This is a genomic window from Mycobacterium senriense, from assembly GCF_019668465.1.
Classification (GTDB): Bacteria; Actinomycetota; Actinomycetes; order Mycobacteriales; family Mycobacteriaceae; genus Mycobacterium; species Mycobacterium senriense.
The window spans coordinates 2,381,596-2,397,541 of the sequence record NZ_AP024828.1 but is presented as its reverse complement, the minus strand read 5'-3'; the positions used below and the strand labels follow the sequence as shown (position 1 = coordinate 2,397,541).

The following is a 15,946-nucleotide window of genomic DNA, read 5'->3' as shown; positions in this document are numbered from 1 at the left end:
CAGGCCGACGGGTGGGTAGCTAGCCGTTGAGCTTGCCGTCGCGCACCCCGGTCAACGCGTCGTCGAGCGTCGGGTACAGCGGGAAGGTCTTGTCCAGGCCGGTCAGATGGATCGGCCTGCGGGTGGCCGGGCCGCGCGCGACCACGCCGAACCCGGTCTGGTTGCCCAGCTTCTCGAAGGTCGCCGCCAGGATCTTCAGGCCGACCGAGCCGAGAAACTCCACCGCGGAGAGATCGATGATCAGTGCTGCGGGGCTGTCCGCGACGACCGCGCTGATGGCTTGTTCCAGGGCCGGGGCCGTGACCAAATCGATTTCGCCGCTGACACTGACCACGGACACGCCGTCGTGGTCCTCAACTAACGTGGTAATCGAGTCAGGAGCTGACAATGGCAATCCTTTGTCCTGGGCCGTGGCGTGCTACAACCCTAGCCTGCGTTACCGAACTGCGAGAAGAATATGCCCTCTACACGTGCCCCGCGACAACCCACGCTAGTCTCGCAACAGGAACTGCAGACCGCAGGGCGCGACGTGGCACTCGGGAGGCCAGATGTCAGATTCGCCGTCGGATTTCAACAGTACCGGCACTGCAGCACAGACCGTCGGCATTTCCAGTGAGGGGCTCCTTCCCCAGCTGGTCCAGCATCTGCGGCAGAATCGAACCGTCCTGCGAGAGGAATGGGCCCGCCGGATCACCGAGGCCGAGCTGCTCACCGCCATGACGCCGGAGGAGCTGTTCTCCGAAGCCACGGCCGTTTACGACAACTACGTCGAGGTGCTTGAGACCGGTAGCGTCGAGGCGCTGCAGGCCTACGCGCGTGACCTGTCCGAACGCATCATTCCGCGAGGCGTGGAGACCGACGAGGTGCTCGGCATCGTCCTGCTGCTGCGTGACGTGCTCGCCCGCTCGCTATTCGAGAAGTATCAGACCGAGTTCGAGATGCTCAACCGCGTCCTCGACGCCTACGAGCCGGCGGCCAACCGCATCGCCAACACCGTGGGCGTCAGCTTCGTGCAGGAACGCGAGCGCATCATCCGCCAGCAGCAGGAGGCCATCCGCGAGTTGTCGACGCCGGTGCTGCAGGTGCGTGAACAGCTGCTGATCCTGCCGATCATCGGGGTGCTGGACAGCCAGCGCGCCCGCCAGGTCACCGAACAGCTGCTGCGGGCCATCCGCGCGAACCGCGCCAAAGTGGTGGTCATCGACATCACCGGTGTGCCGACCATCGACTCGACGGTGGCCAACCACCTGGTGCAGACGGTCGACGCATCCGGCCTGATGGGCGCCAGCGTGATCATCACCGGCCTGTCCTCCGAGATCGCGCTGACGCTGGTGACGATCGGGCTGGACCTGTCGAAGATGAACGCCGTCGGTGACCTGCAGGGCGGGATCGAGGAAGCCGAACGCCTGCTGGGTTATGAGGTGACCCGCACGGGCGAGCAGACCGGATAACCACCATCGACGCGAGCACCCCATGCCAGTACCGATCCTGAAACAGGGCTCGATCCTCATCGCGTCGGTACAGGCCGCCCTCACCGACTCCGACGCCGAACGCCTCCGCTACGACCTGATGGAACGGGTCAGCCAGTTCCGCGCGCAGGGCATCATCGTCGACGTCACCGCCATCGACGTGATGGATTCCTTCGCCGCCCGGTCGCTGCGGACGATTGCGCACATGACCCGGCTGCGCGGCGCGGACACCGTGATCGTCGGATTGCAGCCGGAGGTTGCCTTCGCGATGGTCCAGCTTGGCCTGGAGTTCGACGACATGAACACCGCACTGGATCTCGAAGAGGGCCTCGCGCTGCTCAATCGCCGAGGCGGAGCGGGGAAGTCAACGATCGGGCTCGACGGTGGCGGCTGATATCGTCGTCGCCATCGACCACCCCGACGACATCGTCGAAGCCCGCAAAGCCGGACACGAGCTCGCCCTTGATTTGGGATTCTCCCTGACCGACGTCACGATGATCGCCACGGCGATCTCCGAGATCGCCCGGAATATCACCAGCTACGCCGGCCGCGGCGCTGTCCGGGTCGCCATCGCCGACCGGGAGGGACGCAAGGCCCTGGTGGTGCGCGCCGAGGATCAGGGGCCCGGCATCGCCGACATCGAACGGGCGATGGAAGACGGTTATACAACCGGACGCGGGCTGGGCCTGGGTTTGCCGGGCGCCCGCCGCCTGATGGACCGGCTCGTCGTCGCGTCCACGCTGGGACAGGGAACCGTCATCGAAATGTGGAAATGGGTCCCCCCTCGTGCATGAGAGCGGTCGGTTCGGACCCATCGAATGGGCAAGGGCGGGGCGGCCTTTGCCCAGCGAATACACCTCCGGTGACCGGGGTATCGCAGTCGATGTCGGCGGTGAGGCCGCGCTGTTCGGGGTGGTGGACGGCCTCGGCCATGGGCCGGCCGCCGCGGAAGCCGCGCTGCGCGCCGTCGACGTGGTCACCCGCGCCGGCTCCGAGCGGGTCGAGGTGCTGATCCAGCTCTGCCACCGCGTGTTGGTCGGCACCCGCGGAGTCGCAATGACGTTGGCGCGGGTGGATTTTGCCGCCAACACGATCACCTGGACCGGCGTCGGCAATGTCACCGCCGACCTGGTGGCCAAGGTGCCAACGGGTATCGAGATTCGTTCCAGCGCACGGCTTATCGGAGGCATCGTCGGCTATCGCATACCGGAAATCAGGCCGGCGCAAGTGGTTCCGATGCGCCCCGGCGACTTGATCGTGATGAGCACCGACGGAATCGCCGAAGACTATCTGGACCACATCGACTTCTCGGCCACCGCTGTCGCTATCGCCGAAGGGCTGCTCGGCAAGGACGCGAAAGAGACCGACGATGCGATGGTGTTGGCGGCGCGTCACAGGGGTGTATCGATTTGAGTGACGACACCGACTTTCACGAGCATTACGAGGCCGCGCTGCGCGCCTATCTGGCCTCACACGACGAGGCGAGCCTGTCGGTCGGCAACGAGCTCGGGCGCAGGGCCCTAAAGGAGCAGATCAGCCTGCTCGACATCGTCGAGCAACATGTCCGCCTGGTATTCGAAATCTCGCAAGACGTGCGCATCGATGCTCCGATCGCGCTGGAGTTCCTCCTGCAGCTACTGGTTCCCCTTGACGTCGCGACGCGCGGCTTCATCGACGGCAACAGACGCTACGCCGAGCAGCGGGCCCGCGCCGAGGGGCTGGCCGACCGCGACAAATTCCGCACCGCACTGGTGAATTCGCTGCAGGAAGGCTTCTTCGTCGCCGATCACGAGGGCTCCGTGGTCGAGATAAACAACGCCTTCATCGAGATCCTCGGGTTTCCCCACGAGGGCCTGCCGTACCGGTGGCCGCACCCCTGGATGGTCGACACGAAGACGGCAGCCGAACAGGTAACGCTGGTTCTGCGCCACGGCAGGGCCGATTACGAAACACCGATCCGCCATGCCGACGGGCATCTGGCGTGGGTGAAGTTCAGCATCAACGCGGTCAAGGAATCCGGCAGCGATCGAGACATCTACGTCGGAACGATCCGTGACGTCACCGCCGAGCGCGCCTTCGCGGCCCGGGAAAGCGCGGTGCTGCGTCTGGCCACCGCTGTCGCGGTCGCCAAGAGCGTGGACGAGCTGCTGTCGATAACCCTCGAGGAGTGCAGAACGGCAATCGATGTGCAACGGGTGATCGCGGTATCGTGGCCGAACGGCGAAGGCGACCCGACGGTCCAAGTGGCGGGCGAGTCCTCGGCCTTATCGTGGCGCACGCTGGATCCATGGTTGCGCAATACTTTTCAAGATGCGCGTCACCAACTGCCGTTGACGGCGAGAACGATTGAGGAACCTGACCATCCCGGCAAGGCACAGGGGTTGATCGCGGTGCTCTCCGGTACCGGAGACCTGGCGTTGTGGCTGGAGCTGCGCACCCCTCGCTGGGTCAGCGGGGAGGATCGGCTGCTGGTCACCGTGCTCATCGGGCACCTGAGCCTGGCCATGCAGCACGTGCGCCAGTTCGAGAGCGCGCGTGAGACGTCGCTGACGTTGCAACGGGCCATGCTCCCGCCGGTTCAGCCGCCGCCGGGTTTCGCCGTTCGCTACGAACCCGCGGTGCCGCCCTTGGAGATTGGCGGTGACTGGTACGACGTGCTGCCGATCGGTGAACACCACATCGGCATCGTCGTCGGAGACTGCGTGGGTCGCGGCCTGCCTGCCGCCGCGATCATGGGTCAGCTGCGCAGTTCCGCGCGGGCGTTGCTGATCAACGGCGCCGAGCCCGCCGTGCTGCTCGATCAGCTGGACTCGGCGGCCTCGCTCATCCCGAACGCGTACTGCACGACCGTGTTCCTGGCGATCCTGGACACCGAGACCGGGGTGCTGCAGTACAGCAACGCCGGCCACATGCCGGCCGTGCTGGCCGGCCCGGAGCCCGGCACGACGACGATGTTGACCGATGCCGCGTCGGTGCCGCTGGCGGTCCGCCGCACCGAGCCGCGTCCGCAGACCACCCAGGTGCTGCCGCCCGGCTCGACGCTGATGTTGTTCACGGACGGGCTCGTCGAACGCAAGCATGAGTCGATCGATGACGGAATCGCCCGTGCGGCAGACGTTCTGGCACAGACCATGACGTCGCCGCTGGATACCGTCGCCGACGTGGTGCTTCGCGAACTTTCCCCGGCGGCGGGGTATGACGACGACGTCGCGATGGTGATCTACCGGCACCAGCACACGCCCCTGCGGATCGAGACCGGCGCCACCGCGGATCAATTGGTCCTCATCCGGCATCGCCTGGCCGACTGGCTGCACGCCGGTGGCGTGACGGAGGACCGGGCCGCCGACATCGTGCTGGTCGTCAACGAGGCGTGCACCAATTGTGTCGAACACGCCTACCGTGGATTCGCCGCCGGAACCATGCTGCTCGAGGTAAGTATCGCCGACGGCGAAGTGCGCACCCGGATCACCGATTACGGGTCGTGGAAGGCGCCGGCCATCCCCCCGGGCAACGGCGGACGCGGCCTACCGCTGATGCAGATGCTCAGCGACTCGATGGAGCTCGATAAAACGGCCGGCGGCACCACCGCGGACATCACCTTCCGCCTGCCTCAACGGCCGTCTGAGGCGCGTGACGGCCGTTAGCGGCCGGCCTGCCCCGCCGTTTGCCCGACCCGCGCAGCGGGTAGACACCGACGTGACCCACGCATCGACACTGACCGAACCCATGCTGCCTGCGGCGCACGGGCCCCTGTCAACAGCCGTGCGCTGCGCGCTGGCCGGTCCACCGTCGGTCGACCACCTGGCGCGTATCGGCTCCTCGGTGCGCGATTCCGATCCCTACGGCCTTGATCTGCAACTGGCGCTGTCGATGTGCTACGAGCTGCACTACCGCGGTCTCGCCGGCGTGGACCCTGCCTGGGAGTGGAATCCCGCGCTGCTGGGGCTGCGCGCCGAACTGGAGCGGGTGTTCCTGGCCGGCGTGCGCCGCGACGTCGGGCACATCGATCCCGATCAGACGGCGGCAGCCGAGATGGAAGCGCTCACGGTCGAACCCGTCGACGGCACCGGTCCGTCGTATTACCTGCGTGACACCGGAACCTGGGAGCAGATGTGCGAATACTTCGTACATCGCTCCCTGTACCACCTCAAAGAGGGCGATCCGCATGCTTTTGCCATCCCGCGCCTGACGGGCGTGGCGAAAGCGGCGTTTGTGGCAATCGAATTCGACGAATACGGCGCCGGACGGGGATCGCGGCTGCACCAGCAGCTGTTCGCCGACCTGCTGAGCGCGGCGGGTCTGGACGCCACGTATTGGGGTTACGTCGACTCGGTGCCCGCCGAATCCTTGGCGGTGGTCAACCTCATGTCACTGTTCGGTCTGCACCGCTCTATGCGCGGCGCGGCGATCGGGCACTTCGCCTCGACGGAGATCACCTCACCGCCGGGATCGCAGCGCATGGTGAAGGCCTTGCGTCGCCTGCAGGCACCGGCGGCCTGCATCGAGTTCTACAGCGAACACGTCGAGGCCGACGCGGTGCACGAACACGTCGTGCGCAACGATGTGGTGGGCGATCTCGTCGCCCAGGATCCACGGCTCGAGCACGACGTCATCTTCGGCATCCGTGCCCATGCGGCAGTCGAAGACCGCTTGGCAGAACGGATTATGACGTCGTGGGGGCGGAATCAGACGTCGCTGCGGAGGCCGCTGGAGCAGACGGGCTTGCCGGCGTCTTGAGGCGCCGGCACCGGCGATGGCTGGTGTCGCAAAGCGGGTAGCGGCCGCTGCGGCGGCAGGTGCAGATGGCCACCATGAAGCGGTCGGATTCGACGACCACGCCGCCGGGCATCTCGATGCGCACCGGACCCGACACCAGCACCGGGCCGTTGGGCACCACCTGCACCCGGGTGGTGGTCATCGCTTCTCCGCGCGGATCACGATCAGCTCTTCTTCCCGGCGCCCGCGCGGGATCAGGCCGACCTCCTCCAGCCACTCCGCCCGGGAAGACATCACCGGGCCGAACGGTATCCATTTGGAGGCAATCACTTTCGCATCCATGCCGGCCCACTTCAGCGAATCCAGGGACTGCTGAACGCCGGCGAGCGCGGAATGCACCAGCAGCAGGGATCCGCCGTCGCGCAGCAGCTTTGGTGCCGACTCACACAGCGGGTCGAGGATCATCCGGCCGTCCACACCGGCGTTCCACGCCCAGGACGGGCCCGCGGTCGGGCAGATCTCTTCCATCTCCGCACCGGGCGGCGTGGGCACATAGGGCGGGTTCGACACGACCACGTCGAACGGCGCTAAATCCACCGCCGCGATCCACGATCCTTCGCGCACATCGACCTCGACACCGGCCACCGCCGCGTTTTCCCGGGCGCAGCGCACCGCTTGCGGGCAGATGTCGAACGCCGTGGCACCGGCGCATCCCATCGCGGCGGCCGCGATGGCGACGAAGCCGCTGCCGGTGCACAGGTCGAGGACCCGCCGCCCCGGGATCAGGCCGGTGTCATGCATCACGTCGACCAGCAGTCGAGAGTCCTCTTGCGGCTGATACACGTTCGGAACGGGCGAGATAGCGGGCTCGGGATACGTGGTTGTCACTGTTGGCCTTTCGAGAACCCTACAAAGATTGCCGTTCATCACGGCTTGGCGGGATAATGCCCGCAAACCGGCGAATTCAAACGGACCAGCCGGAAAGTCTTGGCGGCTAACCCGCCGTCGCATGGGCGAACTGTTTGAGGATGGTCGCGCAGAACGCCGGGAGGTCCGACGGCGAGCGGCTCGTGATCAGATTGCCGTCGACTGCGACCTCCTCGTCGACGACGCGTGCACCCGCATTGCGCAGATCGGTGCGAATGCTGGGATAGGACGTCAGCGTGCGGCCCACTGCCACACCGGCTTCCACCAGTGTCCAGGGCCCATGGCAGATAGCCGCCACCGGCTTGCCCGACCCGACGAAATCACGGACGAAGGACACCGCGGAGCTGTCCATCCGCAGCTTGTCCGGGTTGACGGTGCCGCCCGGCAGCACCAGGCCGTCATATTCGTCCACCGACGCCTCGGATACCTTTCGGTCGACGGCGAACGTTCCGGCCGGTTCGAGATCGTGGTTGCGTGCCTGGATTTCGCCGTCCTTCAGGGACAGCAGCTGCACCCGGGCGCCGGCATCCTGCAGCGCCGCACGCGGCTCTTCGAGTTCCACCTTTTCCACGCCGTCAGCCGCCAGAATCGCTATCGTCTTGCCCTGCAATTCATTTGACATCGTCGAATCCTTTCCTGCATCACCCGTCGGATCAAACAGCTCGTAGCTGCGGAGCGCCGTGTCGAACCCCGCTGGTTCGCAACGCCGTGTAGAGGTCGAGTCCGGCGATGCCGGAGAGCAGCGTGGCCGAAATGACACCCTGGCGCCGGCGCCCCGGCCCGCGGGCGACCACACCCGCGATCAACAGCGCCATGTCCAGGACGTCACCGGCCACGCGGGTCCACACCAGCTGGGGCGGCCCGGCCAGCAGCGCCGCGCCATGGCCGCATTCGCGCACCCCGAGCGCGCGGATCACCCGCCGCGACCGGACGGTGTCGTCCACGCCCGCGATGGCGGCGACTTTCCCCGGGGCCACCATTTCACTCACACCCAGGCCGAAACTGGCGCCGCTGAGCGCCTTGACGAGTGTGGTCGTGGTGTCGCCGCTTTGATCGCTCATACGTTCACTCCCCCTGCTTTTGCCGGATCGCGGATGCCTGCAGGCCGGCTGTGTCGGCAGCAGCGTGTTAAGGCCAACGCACGCCGGAACGCCCGGTTCACGTCCCAGCTCCACCGGCGTCCGACGCGCGTCGGCTGGCTGCGCACGACTGCGAGCCGGATACCCGGGTGCGCGGCGGTCAAACCTGCGATCAGTTTGCTGCGTCGCGCAGCGCCGCCAGCAAAGGCTCCGCAGCTTGGTCGAGGAAGCGTTCCTGGGTTTCGCCGCCGATCTGCACGAGGGCGATGTCGGTGAACCCGGCTTCCCAGTAGGGCCGGACGCCCGCGACGATCGCGTCGAGGTCAGGACCGCAGGGAATGGTCTCGGCGACGTCTTCGGGCCGCACATACTGGGTCGCGCCGGCGAAGCCGGCCGGCGTCGGCAGGTCGGCGTTGACCTTCCAGCCGCCGGCAAACCAGCGGAACTGGTCGTGCGCGCGTTTGACGGCGGTGTCACGGTCGGGGTCCCAGGACACCGGTATCTGGCCGACCACCCGCCCACCCCCGGCGAGATTGGCGGCCTGGCGGGCGCCGTGCCAGGCGTCGACGAGTTCGTTCTCGGGTTCCGTGGCGATCAGATGGTCGGCCAGCTTGGCGAACTTGTCGACGGCCCTGGTGCCGCCGATGGCCACCCCGATGCCGACCGGAACGTCCGGTACGTCCCACAGCCGCGCCGAATCGACGTGGAAATAGTCGCCGGTGAAGTCGACCAGTTGCCCGCCGAACAGCTCGCGGATGATTTTGATGGCCTCGCGCAGCATGTCCTGCCGGCGCGTGACGGTCGGCCAGCCTTTGCCGACGACGTGTTCGTTCAGGTTTTCGCCGCTGCCCAGGCCCAGGGTGAACCGGCCGTCGGACAGGATCTGCACGGTAGCCGCCTGCTGGGCGACGATCGCGGGGTGATACCGCATCGTCGGGCAGGTCACATAGGTGTAGAGGTCGACCCGCTCGGTGGCCTGCGCCACCGCACCCAACACCGCCCAGGCATTCGGCGCGTGTCCCTGCGAAGTGAGCCACGGCGAGAAGTGGTCGCTGCACACGTGAAAGTCGAAACCGCGCTCTTCAGCCGAAACCGCATACCGGACAAGGTCTTTGGGTCCACTCTGTTCGGTCATCAAAGTGTAGCCAAAATTCGTCATGCGTGACGGAGTACCCGGCTACTCCGGGCGCAAACGACCCCGGCGTTCAGTCCGCGGTGGTGATGGAGTCCCCGGTGACGCCGGCCGCCCGGCGGGCGGCGAGCCTGCGCTTCTGCGGCTCGATCGTGTAGCGGGGGTCACCGGCCGATTCCTTGCCCGCCTCGAAGAAGCCGAACCGCAGCAGCGCCGACGCCGTCAGCAACGTCACGCCGGACAGGACGGCGACACCGCGGTGGCGTCCGCCCAGCAGCGCGCCCAAACCCCCTGCGGCGGCAAGCCATTCGCTGAGCGACAGCAGCCGCCCGGGCGTGCCGTGATGCAGCGGTTCCCGGGCCACCGGGTCCATCCGGTACTCGGTGAACCTGGCGGAGATCAGGTCACCGACGGCGCCGATGACCGCCAGCTTGCGGGCCGGCCCCGCCTCGGCGACCCCGGTGGTGATCATGGCCAACCCCGACGCGGCCAGGCTCGCCGAGCTGACGAACACGAACGGCAGGTCCCGATACGCGGCGTTCCAGGTCGGGGTCGCGGTGTCGGTGAGCAGCACCGCGGTGTAGACGGCCAGCGGTGCCGCGAAGACGGCGGCTTCCAGTCCGGCCGGTCCCTCCACGGCGCGCAGGACGGGCCGCAACGGGCCCAACGGGATTCGCTCGCCGGTCATCCGGTCCACCTCGGCGGCCGCGGCGACGCCGATGCCGGCGGAGAAGAAGCTGAGGATCCAGGAGCCGATGCTCATCGGCGAGGTCAGCTTGACCGTCCGCAGCATGTTGACGAAACGCTCGGGGCGGCCTAGGTCCTTCACCAGGGCGACGGCGCCGAGCGACACCGCGATCAGGGCGGACAGCCTGGTGTTGCGGCGCAACGTGTTTCGCCCGGTGAGCTGGGCGCCGGCCGCCAGCAGACCGGATCCGCCGGCGACGCCGCCCAGGAAGAGGTACGCCGCCACCTCGTGTCCCCATGGCGCCGGCTTGACCACCGGACGTCCGTAATACGAGGTGAATTCGGCGTCGGGAACCATCGGCATCTCGCGTGACCCGTCGCCGCCGCCGCGACGGCCCGCGCGCCTGCCTTTGCGGCGCCTGCCGCCCTTGGGTTCCGGCGGGCGGAAGCTGTCGAATTCCGAGGTGCTCACCGGCTGCTCCAGAATGCCCACGCGGCCGCGCCGACCATGCCGGCCGCGGCCATGCTCGCCCGCTTGAACATGGTCTTCAGATCGGCCGTGCACACCCGCGGATCGGGCGGCAGTCCGTACACCTCCGGCTCGTCGAGCAGCAGGAACACCGACCCGGTCCCGCCGACGCCGTCGTTCTCGTTGGCGCCGTAAAGCCTTGCCTCGGTGCGGCCTTCGGCATGCAGCTGCGCGACCCGCTCGCGCGCCTGGGTCACCAGCTCGTCGTGATTGCCGAACTTGATCGACGTCGTCGGGCAGGTCTGGGCGCACGCCGGTACCTGGTCCTCGACCAGGCGGTCGTAGCAGAGGGTGCACTTCTGGGCGACGCCGGTGACGAATTCCTCTTTCGGCTTCCCCGGGCGCTCCACCGGCGTCGCGTACGTGCCGTCGCTGCGCCGTTCGACCACGCCGAACGGGCATCCCGCCACGCAGGTTCCGCAGCCGTTGCACACGTCGTGCTGCACCACCACGGTGCCGAATTCGGTCCGGAACAACGCGCCCGTCGGGCAGACGTCCAGGCAGCCGGCGTGCGTGCAGTGCTTGCACACGTCCGACGACATCAGCCAGCGAAATTCCGGCGTGTGCAGCGGCTGCGAAACAGGCTCTGGTTCCGCGGGTTTCGCGGCGCCGGGAATGGCGGGCATGCCGAGATTGATCAGTGCGCGACCGGATTCGCGGGCCTCTTCGATGCGGTCACGGTCCTGCTCGATGAAGGCGACGTGCCGCCAGGTGCTGGCGCCCAGCGCCCCGGTGTTGTCGTACGACGACCCCAACAGCTCGAGGTCCCCGTCGCGCGGGTTGCGGTTCCATTCCTTGCAGGCGACCTCGCAGGCCTTGCAGCCGATGCAGATCGAGGTGTCGGTGAAGAACCCCTTGCGCGGCTTGCGATCCGACCAACCGGCGTCGGTGGCCGGGTCAGTCGGTCCGATCAGCTGACCCATCCGCCCTCCTCGTGTCCGGCAACCCGATGACGTCCCACACCGCATCGTCGATCCGTACATTGTCCGTCTCGGTGGTGGCGCCCGACCGGGACTGGTATTCGGCGATCAGGCGCAGCAGCTCCTCACCCTGCGGACGACGCCCCGGCCGGATGTCACACGAGCCGGCCTTGGACTCCTGGATCTGCACGTTGGGATCGAGCGTCACGCCGAGCAGGTCGTTGGCCGCGTCGCCGCTGACCACCGCGTCGCTACCCACGCCCCAGTGGTAGGGCAGCCCGATCTGATGCACGGTGTGGCCGTTGATGATCAGCGGGCTGACCCGTTTGGTGACCAGCACCCGGGCTTCGATCGCGGCGCGCGGCGAGATGATGGTGGCCCACCCGTAGGGTTCGAGGCCGCGTTCGGCGGCCAGTTCCGGGGACACCTCGCAGAACATCTCCGGTTGCAGCTCCGACAGGTAGGGCAGCCACCGGCTCATGCCGCCGGCGGTGTGGTGCTCGGTGAGCCGGTAGGTCGTGAAGACGTAGGGGTAGACCTCGGCGCCGGGGTCACCGGCGCTCGGTGCGAACAGATTATCCTTGCGCGGGAACATGATTCGCGCCGGATTGCGCTGCTGCGGGTAGAGCGCGTTGGCGACCGGTGACTCCTGCGGCTCGTAATGCGTGGGCAGCGGCCCGTCGACCACACCCTTCGGCGCGAAGAGCCAGCCCTTGCCGTCGGCCTGCATGATGAACGGGTCGTCCCCGGCCAGCGCGTCGGGACCGCCGAGGTCGGGGTCGGGCCGGCTGCCGGGGGCCCGGTCGGGCACGAAGTCCGGCACGTCGTAACCGACCCAGCGCTTTTCGTCCGAGTCCCACCAGACGTATTTCTTGCGTTCGCTCCACGGCTTGCCGTCGGGGTCGGCCGAGGCGCGGTTGTAGAGCACCCGCCGGTCGGCGGGCCACGCCCAGCCCCACTCGGACTGGCTCGGGGAGTCACCGCCGTGCGGCACCCGGCGAGCTGCCTGGTTGGTGGCGTTCGCGTACACCCCGGTGTAGATCCAGCAGCCGGCGGCCGTCGACCCGTCGGCGCGCAGCTCGGTGTAGGAGGTCAACGGTTTTCCGGTGTCGGCGCCGCCGATCCGGTACCCGTTGACCTCGGCCAGCACCGCTTCCCCATCAGGTTCGCCGTGCTCGTCGGTCGGGTAGTCCCACGTCAGGTCCAGCAGCGGCCGGTCCCGCTCGTCGGTCGAGCCCGCCAGCCGTTGCCGGATCCGCTTGCCGAGTTCGTAGAAGAACTGCAGTTCGCTCTGGCACTGGCCCGGCGGCTCGACGGCCTTGTGACGCCACTGCAACAGTCGCTGGGTCTGGGTGAACGATCCCGCCTTCTCGACATGCGTTGCGGCGGGCAGGAAGAACACCTCGGTCTCGATGTCGGAGGTCTTGAGTTCGCCCGACGCGATCTCCGGTCCGTCCTTCCACCAGGTGGCCGACTCGATGAGGTTGAGGTCGCGGACCACCAGCCACTTGAGATGTGACATGCCCAGGCGCTGCATCCGGCCGTGGGCCGAACCCACCGCGGGATTCTGCCCGAGCAGGAAGTAGCCCTCGACCTCGTCGTCCAGCATCCCCATCACGGTCTGATAGGTGCCGTGCGGACCGGACAGCCGCGGCAGGTAGTCGTAGGCCCAGTCGTTGTCCGCGGTGGCCGCATCCCCCCACCACGCCTTGAGCAGGCTGACGGTGTAGGCATCGGCGTTGGCCCAGAAGCCTTTCTGCTTCTTGGATGCGACCGCGTCGAGGTAGTCGGCGAAGGTGTCGTGCATGCCCGCCTTCGGCATCGGCAGGTAGCCGGGCAGCAGGTTGAACAGCGTGGGGATGTCGGTGGAGCCCTGGATGGTGGCGTGACCGCGCAGCGCCATGATGCCGCTACCCGGACGGCCCACGTTGCCCGTCAGCAGCTGCAAAATCGTTGCGGTGCGGATGAATTGGGCGCCGAGCGTGTGCTGGGTCCAGCCGACGGCGTACGCGAAGCAGGTGGTGCGCTCGCGCCCGGAGTTCTCCACGATGGATTGGGCAAGGTAGTCGAAATCCTCGCGGCTGATCCCGCAGACGTCCTTGACCATCTCCGGGGTGTAGCGGGCGTAGTGGCGCTTGAGGATCTGGAACACCGTCCGCGGGTGCTGCAGGGTCTCGTCGCGCTGCACCCGGGCATGCGCCAGCGGTGGACCGCCGCTGCCGTGCTCATGACCGGCGCCGCTTTCCGAGGCGGTGGCGCCGTGCGTGTGACCGCCGCCGGGGGATTCGATCTGGCCGTTCTCGTCGTAGGCCCAGCTCGACGTGTCGTACTGCCCGGTCTCGGGGTCGAATCCGGAGAACAGGCCGCCGAGATCCTCGGTATCCCTGAACTTTTCGTTGATCAGGGTGGCGGCGTTGGTGTAGGCCACCACGTACTCCTTGAACCACAGGTCATTGGACAGGATGTGGTTGATCAGCGCGCCGAGCAGCACCACGTCCGAACCGGCGCGGATCGGGATGTGCCGGTCGGAGACCGCCGAGGTGCGGGTGAAGCGCGGGTCGACGTGGATCACCCGCGCGCCGCGGGCCCTGGCCTCTTCCACCCACTGGAACCCGACCGGGTGGCACTCGGCCATGTTGGAACCCTGGATGACGATGCAGTCCGCATTGGCCATGTCTTGCAGTGATTGGGTGGCGCCGCCGCGCCCGAAGGAGGCTCCCAGACCGGGAACCGTTGCGCTGTGTCAAATGCGAGCTTGGTTCTCGATCTGAATGGCGCCCGCGGCGGTGAAGAGTTTCTTGATGAGGTAGTTCTCCTCGTTGTCCAGGGTCGCACCGCCGAGCGCGGCGATACCCATGGTGCGGCGCAGCAGGTTGCCCTTCTTGTCGATGTCCTGCCAACTGTTTCGGCGTGATTCCACGAAGCGGTCGGCGATCATGTCGATCGCGGTGTCCAGCTGCAGCGGTTGCCATTCGGTCGCCCGGGGCGGCCGGTAAAGCACCTGCAGTTGCCGGCCGGGTGAATTCACCAGCTGCTCACTCGCAGAACCCTTGGGGCACAACCGTCCTCGCGAGATCGGCGAATCGGGATCGCCCTCGATCTGGACGACCCGCTCATCCTTGACGTACACCAGCTGCCCGCAGCCCACCGCGCAATACGGGCACACGCTTTGCACGACGCGGTCGGCGGTGGTGGTGCGCGGCGTGAGGGCACGGGTGTGTTTCGACGTCACCGCCGAGCCGCGGCCGAGTTTGTCTGTCGATCGCAACTGGCGCAGGACGGGCCATTCCAGAAAAACTTTGCGCAGGGCCATGTCCTCACCCTAGTGCGATCGGCCCGCTCAGCGCACCACGATGGTGTGCTCACCGCGCGGCACCAGCTCGCCGATGACGGGCGCCCCCGGAATCTCCCCGGCGATCAGCAGCCCGCCGGAGGTCTGGGCGTCCGCGAGCAACAGGGCGTCGTCCCGGCCCACGGCCGACAGGTCGACGTGCGGCGCCACCCAGCCGAGGTTTCGCCGGGTGCCGCCGGACAGGTAGCCGGCCGCCAGCGCCTCGCGCGCGCCGTCCAGGTAGGGCACCGCGGCCGAGTCGATCACCGCCGTCACGCCGCTGGCCCGCGCCAGCTTGTGCAGATGTCCGAGCAGCCCGAAGCCAGTGACGTCCGTGGCACATTCGGCGCCGGCCGCCAGAGCCGCGGCGGCCGCCTCGGCGTTGAGCGTGGTCATCACGGCGACGGCCTCCTCGAAGCGCTCCCCGGTGGCCTTGTGCCTGGTGTTCAGGACGCCGACACCGAGCGGCTTGGTCAGCGACAGCGGTGTTCCCGGCTTGCCGGAATCGTTGCGCAGCAGGCGGTTTGGATCGGCGATCCCGGTGACCGCCAGGCCGTACTTGGGTTCGGGGTCGTCGACGCTGTGTCCGCCGGCCAGGTGGCAGCCGGCCAGGCCGCACACGTCCAACCCGCCGCGCAGCGTCTCGGCGGCCAGCTCGAACGGCAGCACCTCGCGCGGCCAGCCCAGCAGGTTCACCGCGACCACCGGGCGCCCGCCCATCGCGTAGACGTCGGACAGCGCGTTGGCGGCCGCGATCCGGCCCCAGTCGTAGGCGTCGTCCACCACCGGGGTGAAGAAGTCGGTCGTCGCGATCAGCGCCGTACCGTCCTGGACGCGGACCACCGCCGCGTCGTCGCCGTTGTCCAGGCCCACCAGCAGCTCACCGACCGCGTGGCGCGGCGGGTTGGATCTCAGCCCGCGGACCACCTCCTCGAGCTCACCGGGCGGGATCTTGCAGGCGCAGCCGCCGCCGTGGGCGTATTGAGTCAGTCGGTACGTCACGGCGTCCATGGTGCCCGCGCCGCGGGGGCTGCGACAATTGGCGCCATGGCTGAAGGAGGCGTGTCCGGTCTGGTGACCGGCGCGGTCTTCAAAACCGTCGAACGGCAGTCGCTGCCGTTGGCGGGTTCAATTCCCGTCCGCCTCCGCCATGTTC

16 protein-coding genes and 1 tRNA gene are annotated in these 15,946 nt (G+C 67.7%); 7 read left to right on the top strand and 10 right to left on the bottom strand.

The window, feature by feature from the left end:
• Positions 1 to 19: 19 nt before the first annotated feature.
• On the bottom strand, positions 20 to 388 hold the full coding sequence (locus MTY59_RS11385; RefSeq protein WP_221045728.1) for an STAS domain-containing protein: 369 nt from the start codon (positions 386 to 388) through the stop codon (positions 20 to 22).
• Between the two features lie 160 nt (positions 389 to 548).
• Between MTY59_RS11385 and MTY59_RS11380 the strand changes: the two genes are divergently transcribed.
• The 6 genes from MTY59_RS11380 to MTY59_RS11355 all read left to right on the top strand — a co-directional run bounded on the left by MTY59_RS11380 (position 549) and on the right by MTY59_RS11355 (position 6,206).
• Entirely contained in the window at positions 549 to 1,451 is a 903-nt protein-coding gene (locus tag MTY59_RS11380) for an STAS domain-containing protein (RefSeq protein ID WP_065054536.1), read from the top strand.
• Positions 1,452 to 1,473: 22 nt separating this feature from the next.
• Positions 1,474 to 1,863: an STAS domain-containing protein gene (locus MTY59_RS11375; RefSeq protein ID WP_221045727.1), complete on the top strand. Its 390-nt coding sequence runs from the start codon at positions 1,474 to 1,476 to the stop codon at positions 1,861 to 1,863.
• Entirely contained in the window at positions 1,853 to 2,263 is a 411-nt protein-coding gene (locus MTY59_RS11370) for an ATP-binding protein (protein ID WP_221045726.1), read from the top strand. The genes MTY59_RS11375 and MTY59_RS11370 overlap by 11 nt, the downstream gene beginning before the upstream one ends.
• Positions 2,264 to 2,309: 46 nt before the next feature.
• Entirely contained in the window at positions 2,310 to 2,882 is a 573-nt protein-coding gene (locus tag MTY59_RS11365; protein WP_221045725.1) for a SpoIIE family protein phosphatase, read from the top strand.
• Positions 2,879 to 5,113 carry a SpoIIE family protein phosphatase gene (locus MTY59_RS11360; RefSeq protein WP_221045724.1) on the top strand — a complete coding sequence of 745 codons (2,235 nt, stop codon included), beginning with the start codon at positions 2,879 to 2,881 and terminating at the stop codon, positions 5,111 to 5,113. The genes MTY59_RS11365 and MTY59_RS11360 overlap by 4 nt, the downstream gene beginning before the upstream one ends.
• Before the next feature lie 82 nt (positions 5,114 to 5,195).
• A complete protein-coding gene (locus MTY59_RS11355) occupies positions 5,196 to 6,206 on the top strand; it encodes an iron-containing redox enzyme family protein (protein ID WP_221046388.1) in 1,011 nt (336 codons plus the stop codon).
• Here MTY59_RS11355 and MTY59_RS11350 read toward each other — a convergent pair.
• The 9 genes from MTY59_RS11350 to selD all read right to left on the bottom strand — a co-directional run bounded on the left by MTY59_RS11350 (position 6,133) and on the right by selD (position 15,801).
• On the bottom strand, positions 6,133 to 6,387 hold the full coding sequence (locus MTY59_RS11350; RefSeq protein ID WP_221045723.1) for a CDGSH iron-sulfur domain-containing protein: 255 nt from the start codon (positions 6,385 to 6,387) through the stop codon (positions 6,133 to 6,135). The genes MTY59_RS11355 and MTY59_RS11350 overlap by 74 nt on opposite strands.
• On the bottom strand, positions 6,384 to 7,073 hold the full coding sequence (locus MTY59_RS11345) for a HemK2/MTQ2 family protein methyltransferase (protein ID WP_221045722.1): 690 nt from the start codon (positions 7,071 to 7,073) through the stop codon (positions 6,384 to 6,386). The genes MTY59_RS11350 and MTY59_RS11345 overlap by 4 nt, the downstream gene beginning before the upstream one ends.
• 106 nt (positions 7,074 to 7,179) lie before the next feature.
• Positions 7,180 to 7,734: a type 1 glutamine amidotransferase domain-containing protein gene (locus MTY59_RS11340; RefSeq protein WP_221045721.1), complete on the bottom strand. Its 555-nt coding sequence runs from the start codon at positions 7,732 to 7,734 to the stop codon at positions 7,180 to 7,182.
• A 31-nt stretch (positions 7,735 to 7,765) separates the two neighbouring features.
• Positions 7,766 to 8,173 (bottom strand): malate dehydrogenase, encoded by a 408-nt coding sequence (locus MTY59_RS11335; protein ID WP_221045720.1) that lies wholly within the window; start codon positions 8,171 to 8,173, stop codon positions 7,766 to 7,768.
• 190 nt (positions 8,174 to 8,363) lie between these two features.
• Entirely contained in the window at positions 8,364 to 9,350 is a 987-nt protein-coding gene (locus MTY59_RS11330; RefSeq protein WP_221045719.1) for an LLM class F420-dependent oxidoreductase, read from the bottom strand.
• A gap of 46 nt (positions 9,351 to 9,396) precedes the next feature.
• Entirely contained in the window at positions 9,397 to 10,482 is a 1,086-nt protein-coding gene (nrfD, locus tag MTY59_RS11325) for an NrfD/PsrC family molybdoenzyme membrane anchor subunit (RefSeq protein ID WP_250160803.1), read from the bottom strand.
• Positions 10,479 to 11,462: a 4Fe-4S dicluster domain-containing protein gene (locus tag MTY59_RS11320; protein WP_221045718.1), complete on the bottom strand. Its 984-nt coding sequence runs from the start codon at positions 11,460 to 11,462 to the stop codon at positions 10,479 to 10,481. The genes nrfD and MTY59_RS11320 overlap by 4 nt, the downstream gene beginning before the upstream one ends.
• Entirely contained in the window at positions 11,437 to 14,772 is a 3,336-nt protein-coding gene (gene fdh, locus MTY59_RS11315) for a formate dehydrogenase (RefSeq protein WP_250160802.1), read from the bottom strand. Before fdh ends, MTY59_RS11320 begins: the two co-directional genes overlap by 26 nt.
• Before the next feature lie 27 nt (positions 14,773 to 14,799).
• Positions 14,800 to 15,801: a selenide, water dikinase SelD gene (gene selD, locus MTY59_RS11305; protein ID WP_415823003.1), complete on the bottom strand. Its 1,002-nt coding sequence runs from the start codon at positions 15,799 to 15,801 to the stop codon at positions 14,800 to 14,802.
• Positions 15,802 to 15,846: 45 nt separating this feature from the next.
• On the opposite strand from selD, the gene MTY59_RS11300 reads away from it, so the two are divergent.
• A tRNA-Sec gene (locus tag MTY59_RS11300) sits at positions 15,847 to 15,941 on the top strand.
• The last annotated feature ends 5 nt before the right edge of the window (positions 15,942 to 15,946 follow it).

Bases quoted from the DNA above. Each gene is read 5' to 3' on its own strand.
- MTY59_RS11380 (WP_065054536.1), top strand. From the start codon at position 549: ATGTCAGATTCGCCGTCGGATTTCAACAGTACCGGCACTGCAGCACAG.
- MTY59_RS11375 (WP_221045727.1), top strand. From the start codon at position 1,474: ATGCCAGTACCGATCCTGAAACAGGGCTCGATCCTCATCGCGTCGGTA.
- MTY59_RS11355 (WP_221046388.1), top strand. From the start codon at position 5,196: ATGCTGCCTGCGGCGCACGGGCCCCTGTCAACAGCCGTGCGCTGCGCG.
- MTY59_RS11350 (WP_221045723.1), bottom strand. From the start codon at position 6,387: ATGACCACCACCCGGGTGCAGGTGGTGCCCAACGGCCCGGTGCTGGTG.
- MTY59_RS11340 (WP_221045721.1), bottom strand. From the start codon at position 7,734: ATGTCAAATGAATTGCAGGGCAAGACGATAGCGATTCTGGCGGCTGAC.
- MTY59_RS11335 (WP_221045720.1), bottom strand. From the start codon at position 8,173: ATGAGCGATCAAAGCGGCGACACCACGACCACACTCGTCAAGGCGCTC.
- MTY59_RS11330 (WP_221045719.1), bottom strand. From the start codon at position 9,350: ATGACGAATTTTGGCTACACTTTGATGACCGAACAGAGTGGACCCAAA.
- MTY59_RS11320 (WP_221045718.1), bottom strand. From the start codon at position 11,462: ATGGGTCAGCTGATCGGACCGACTGACCCGGCCACCGACGCCGGTTGG.
- selD (WP_415823003.1), bottom strand. From the start codon at position 15,801: ATGGACGCCGTGACGTACCGACTGACTCAATACGCCCACGGCGGCGGC.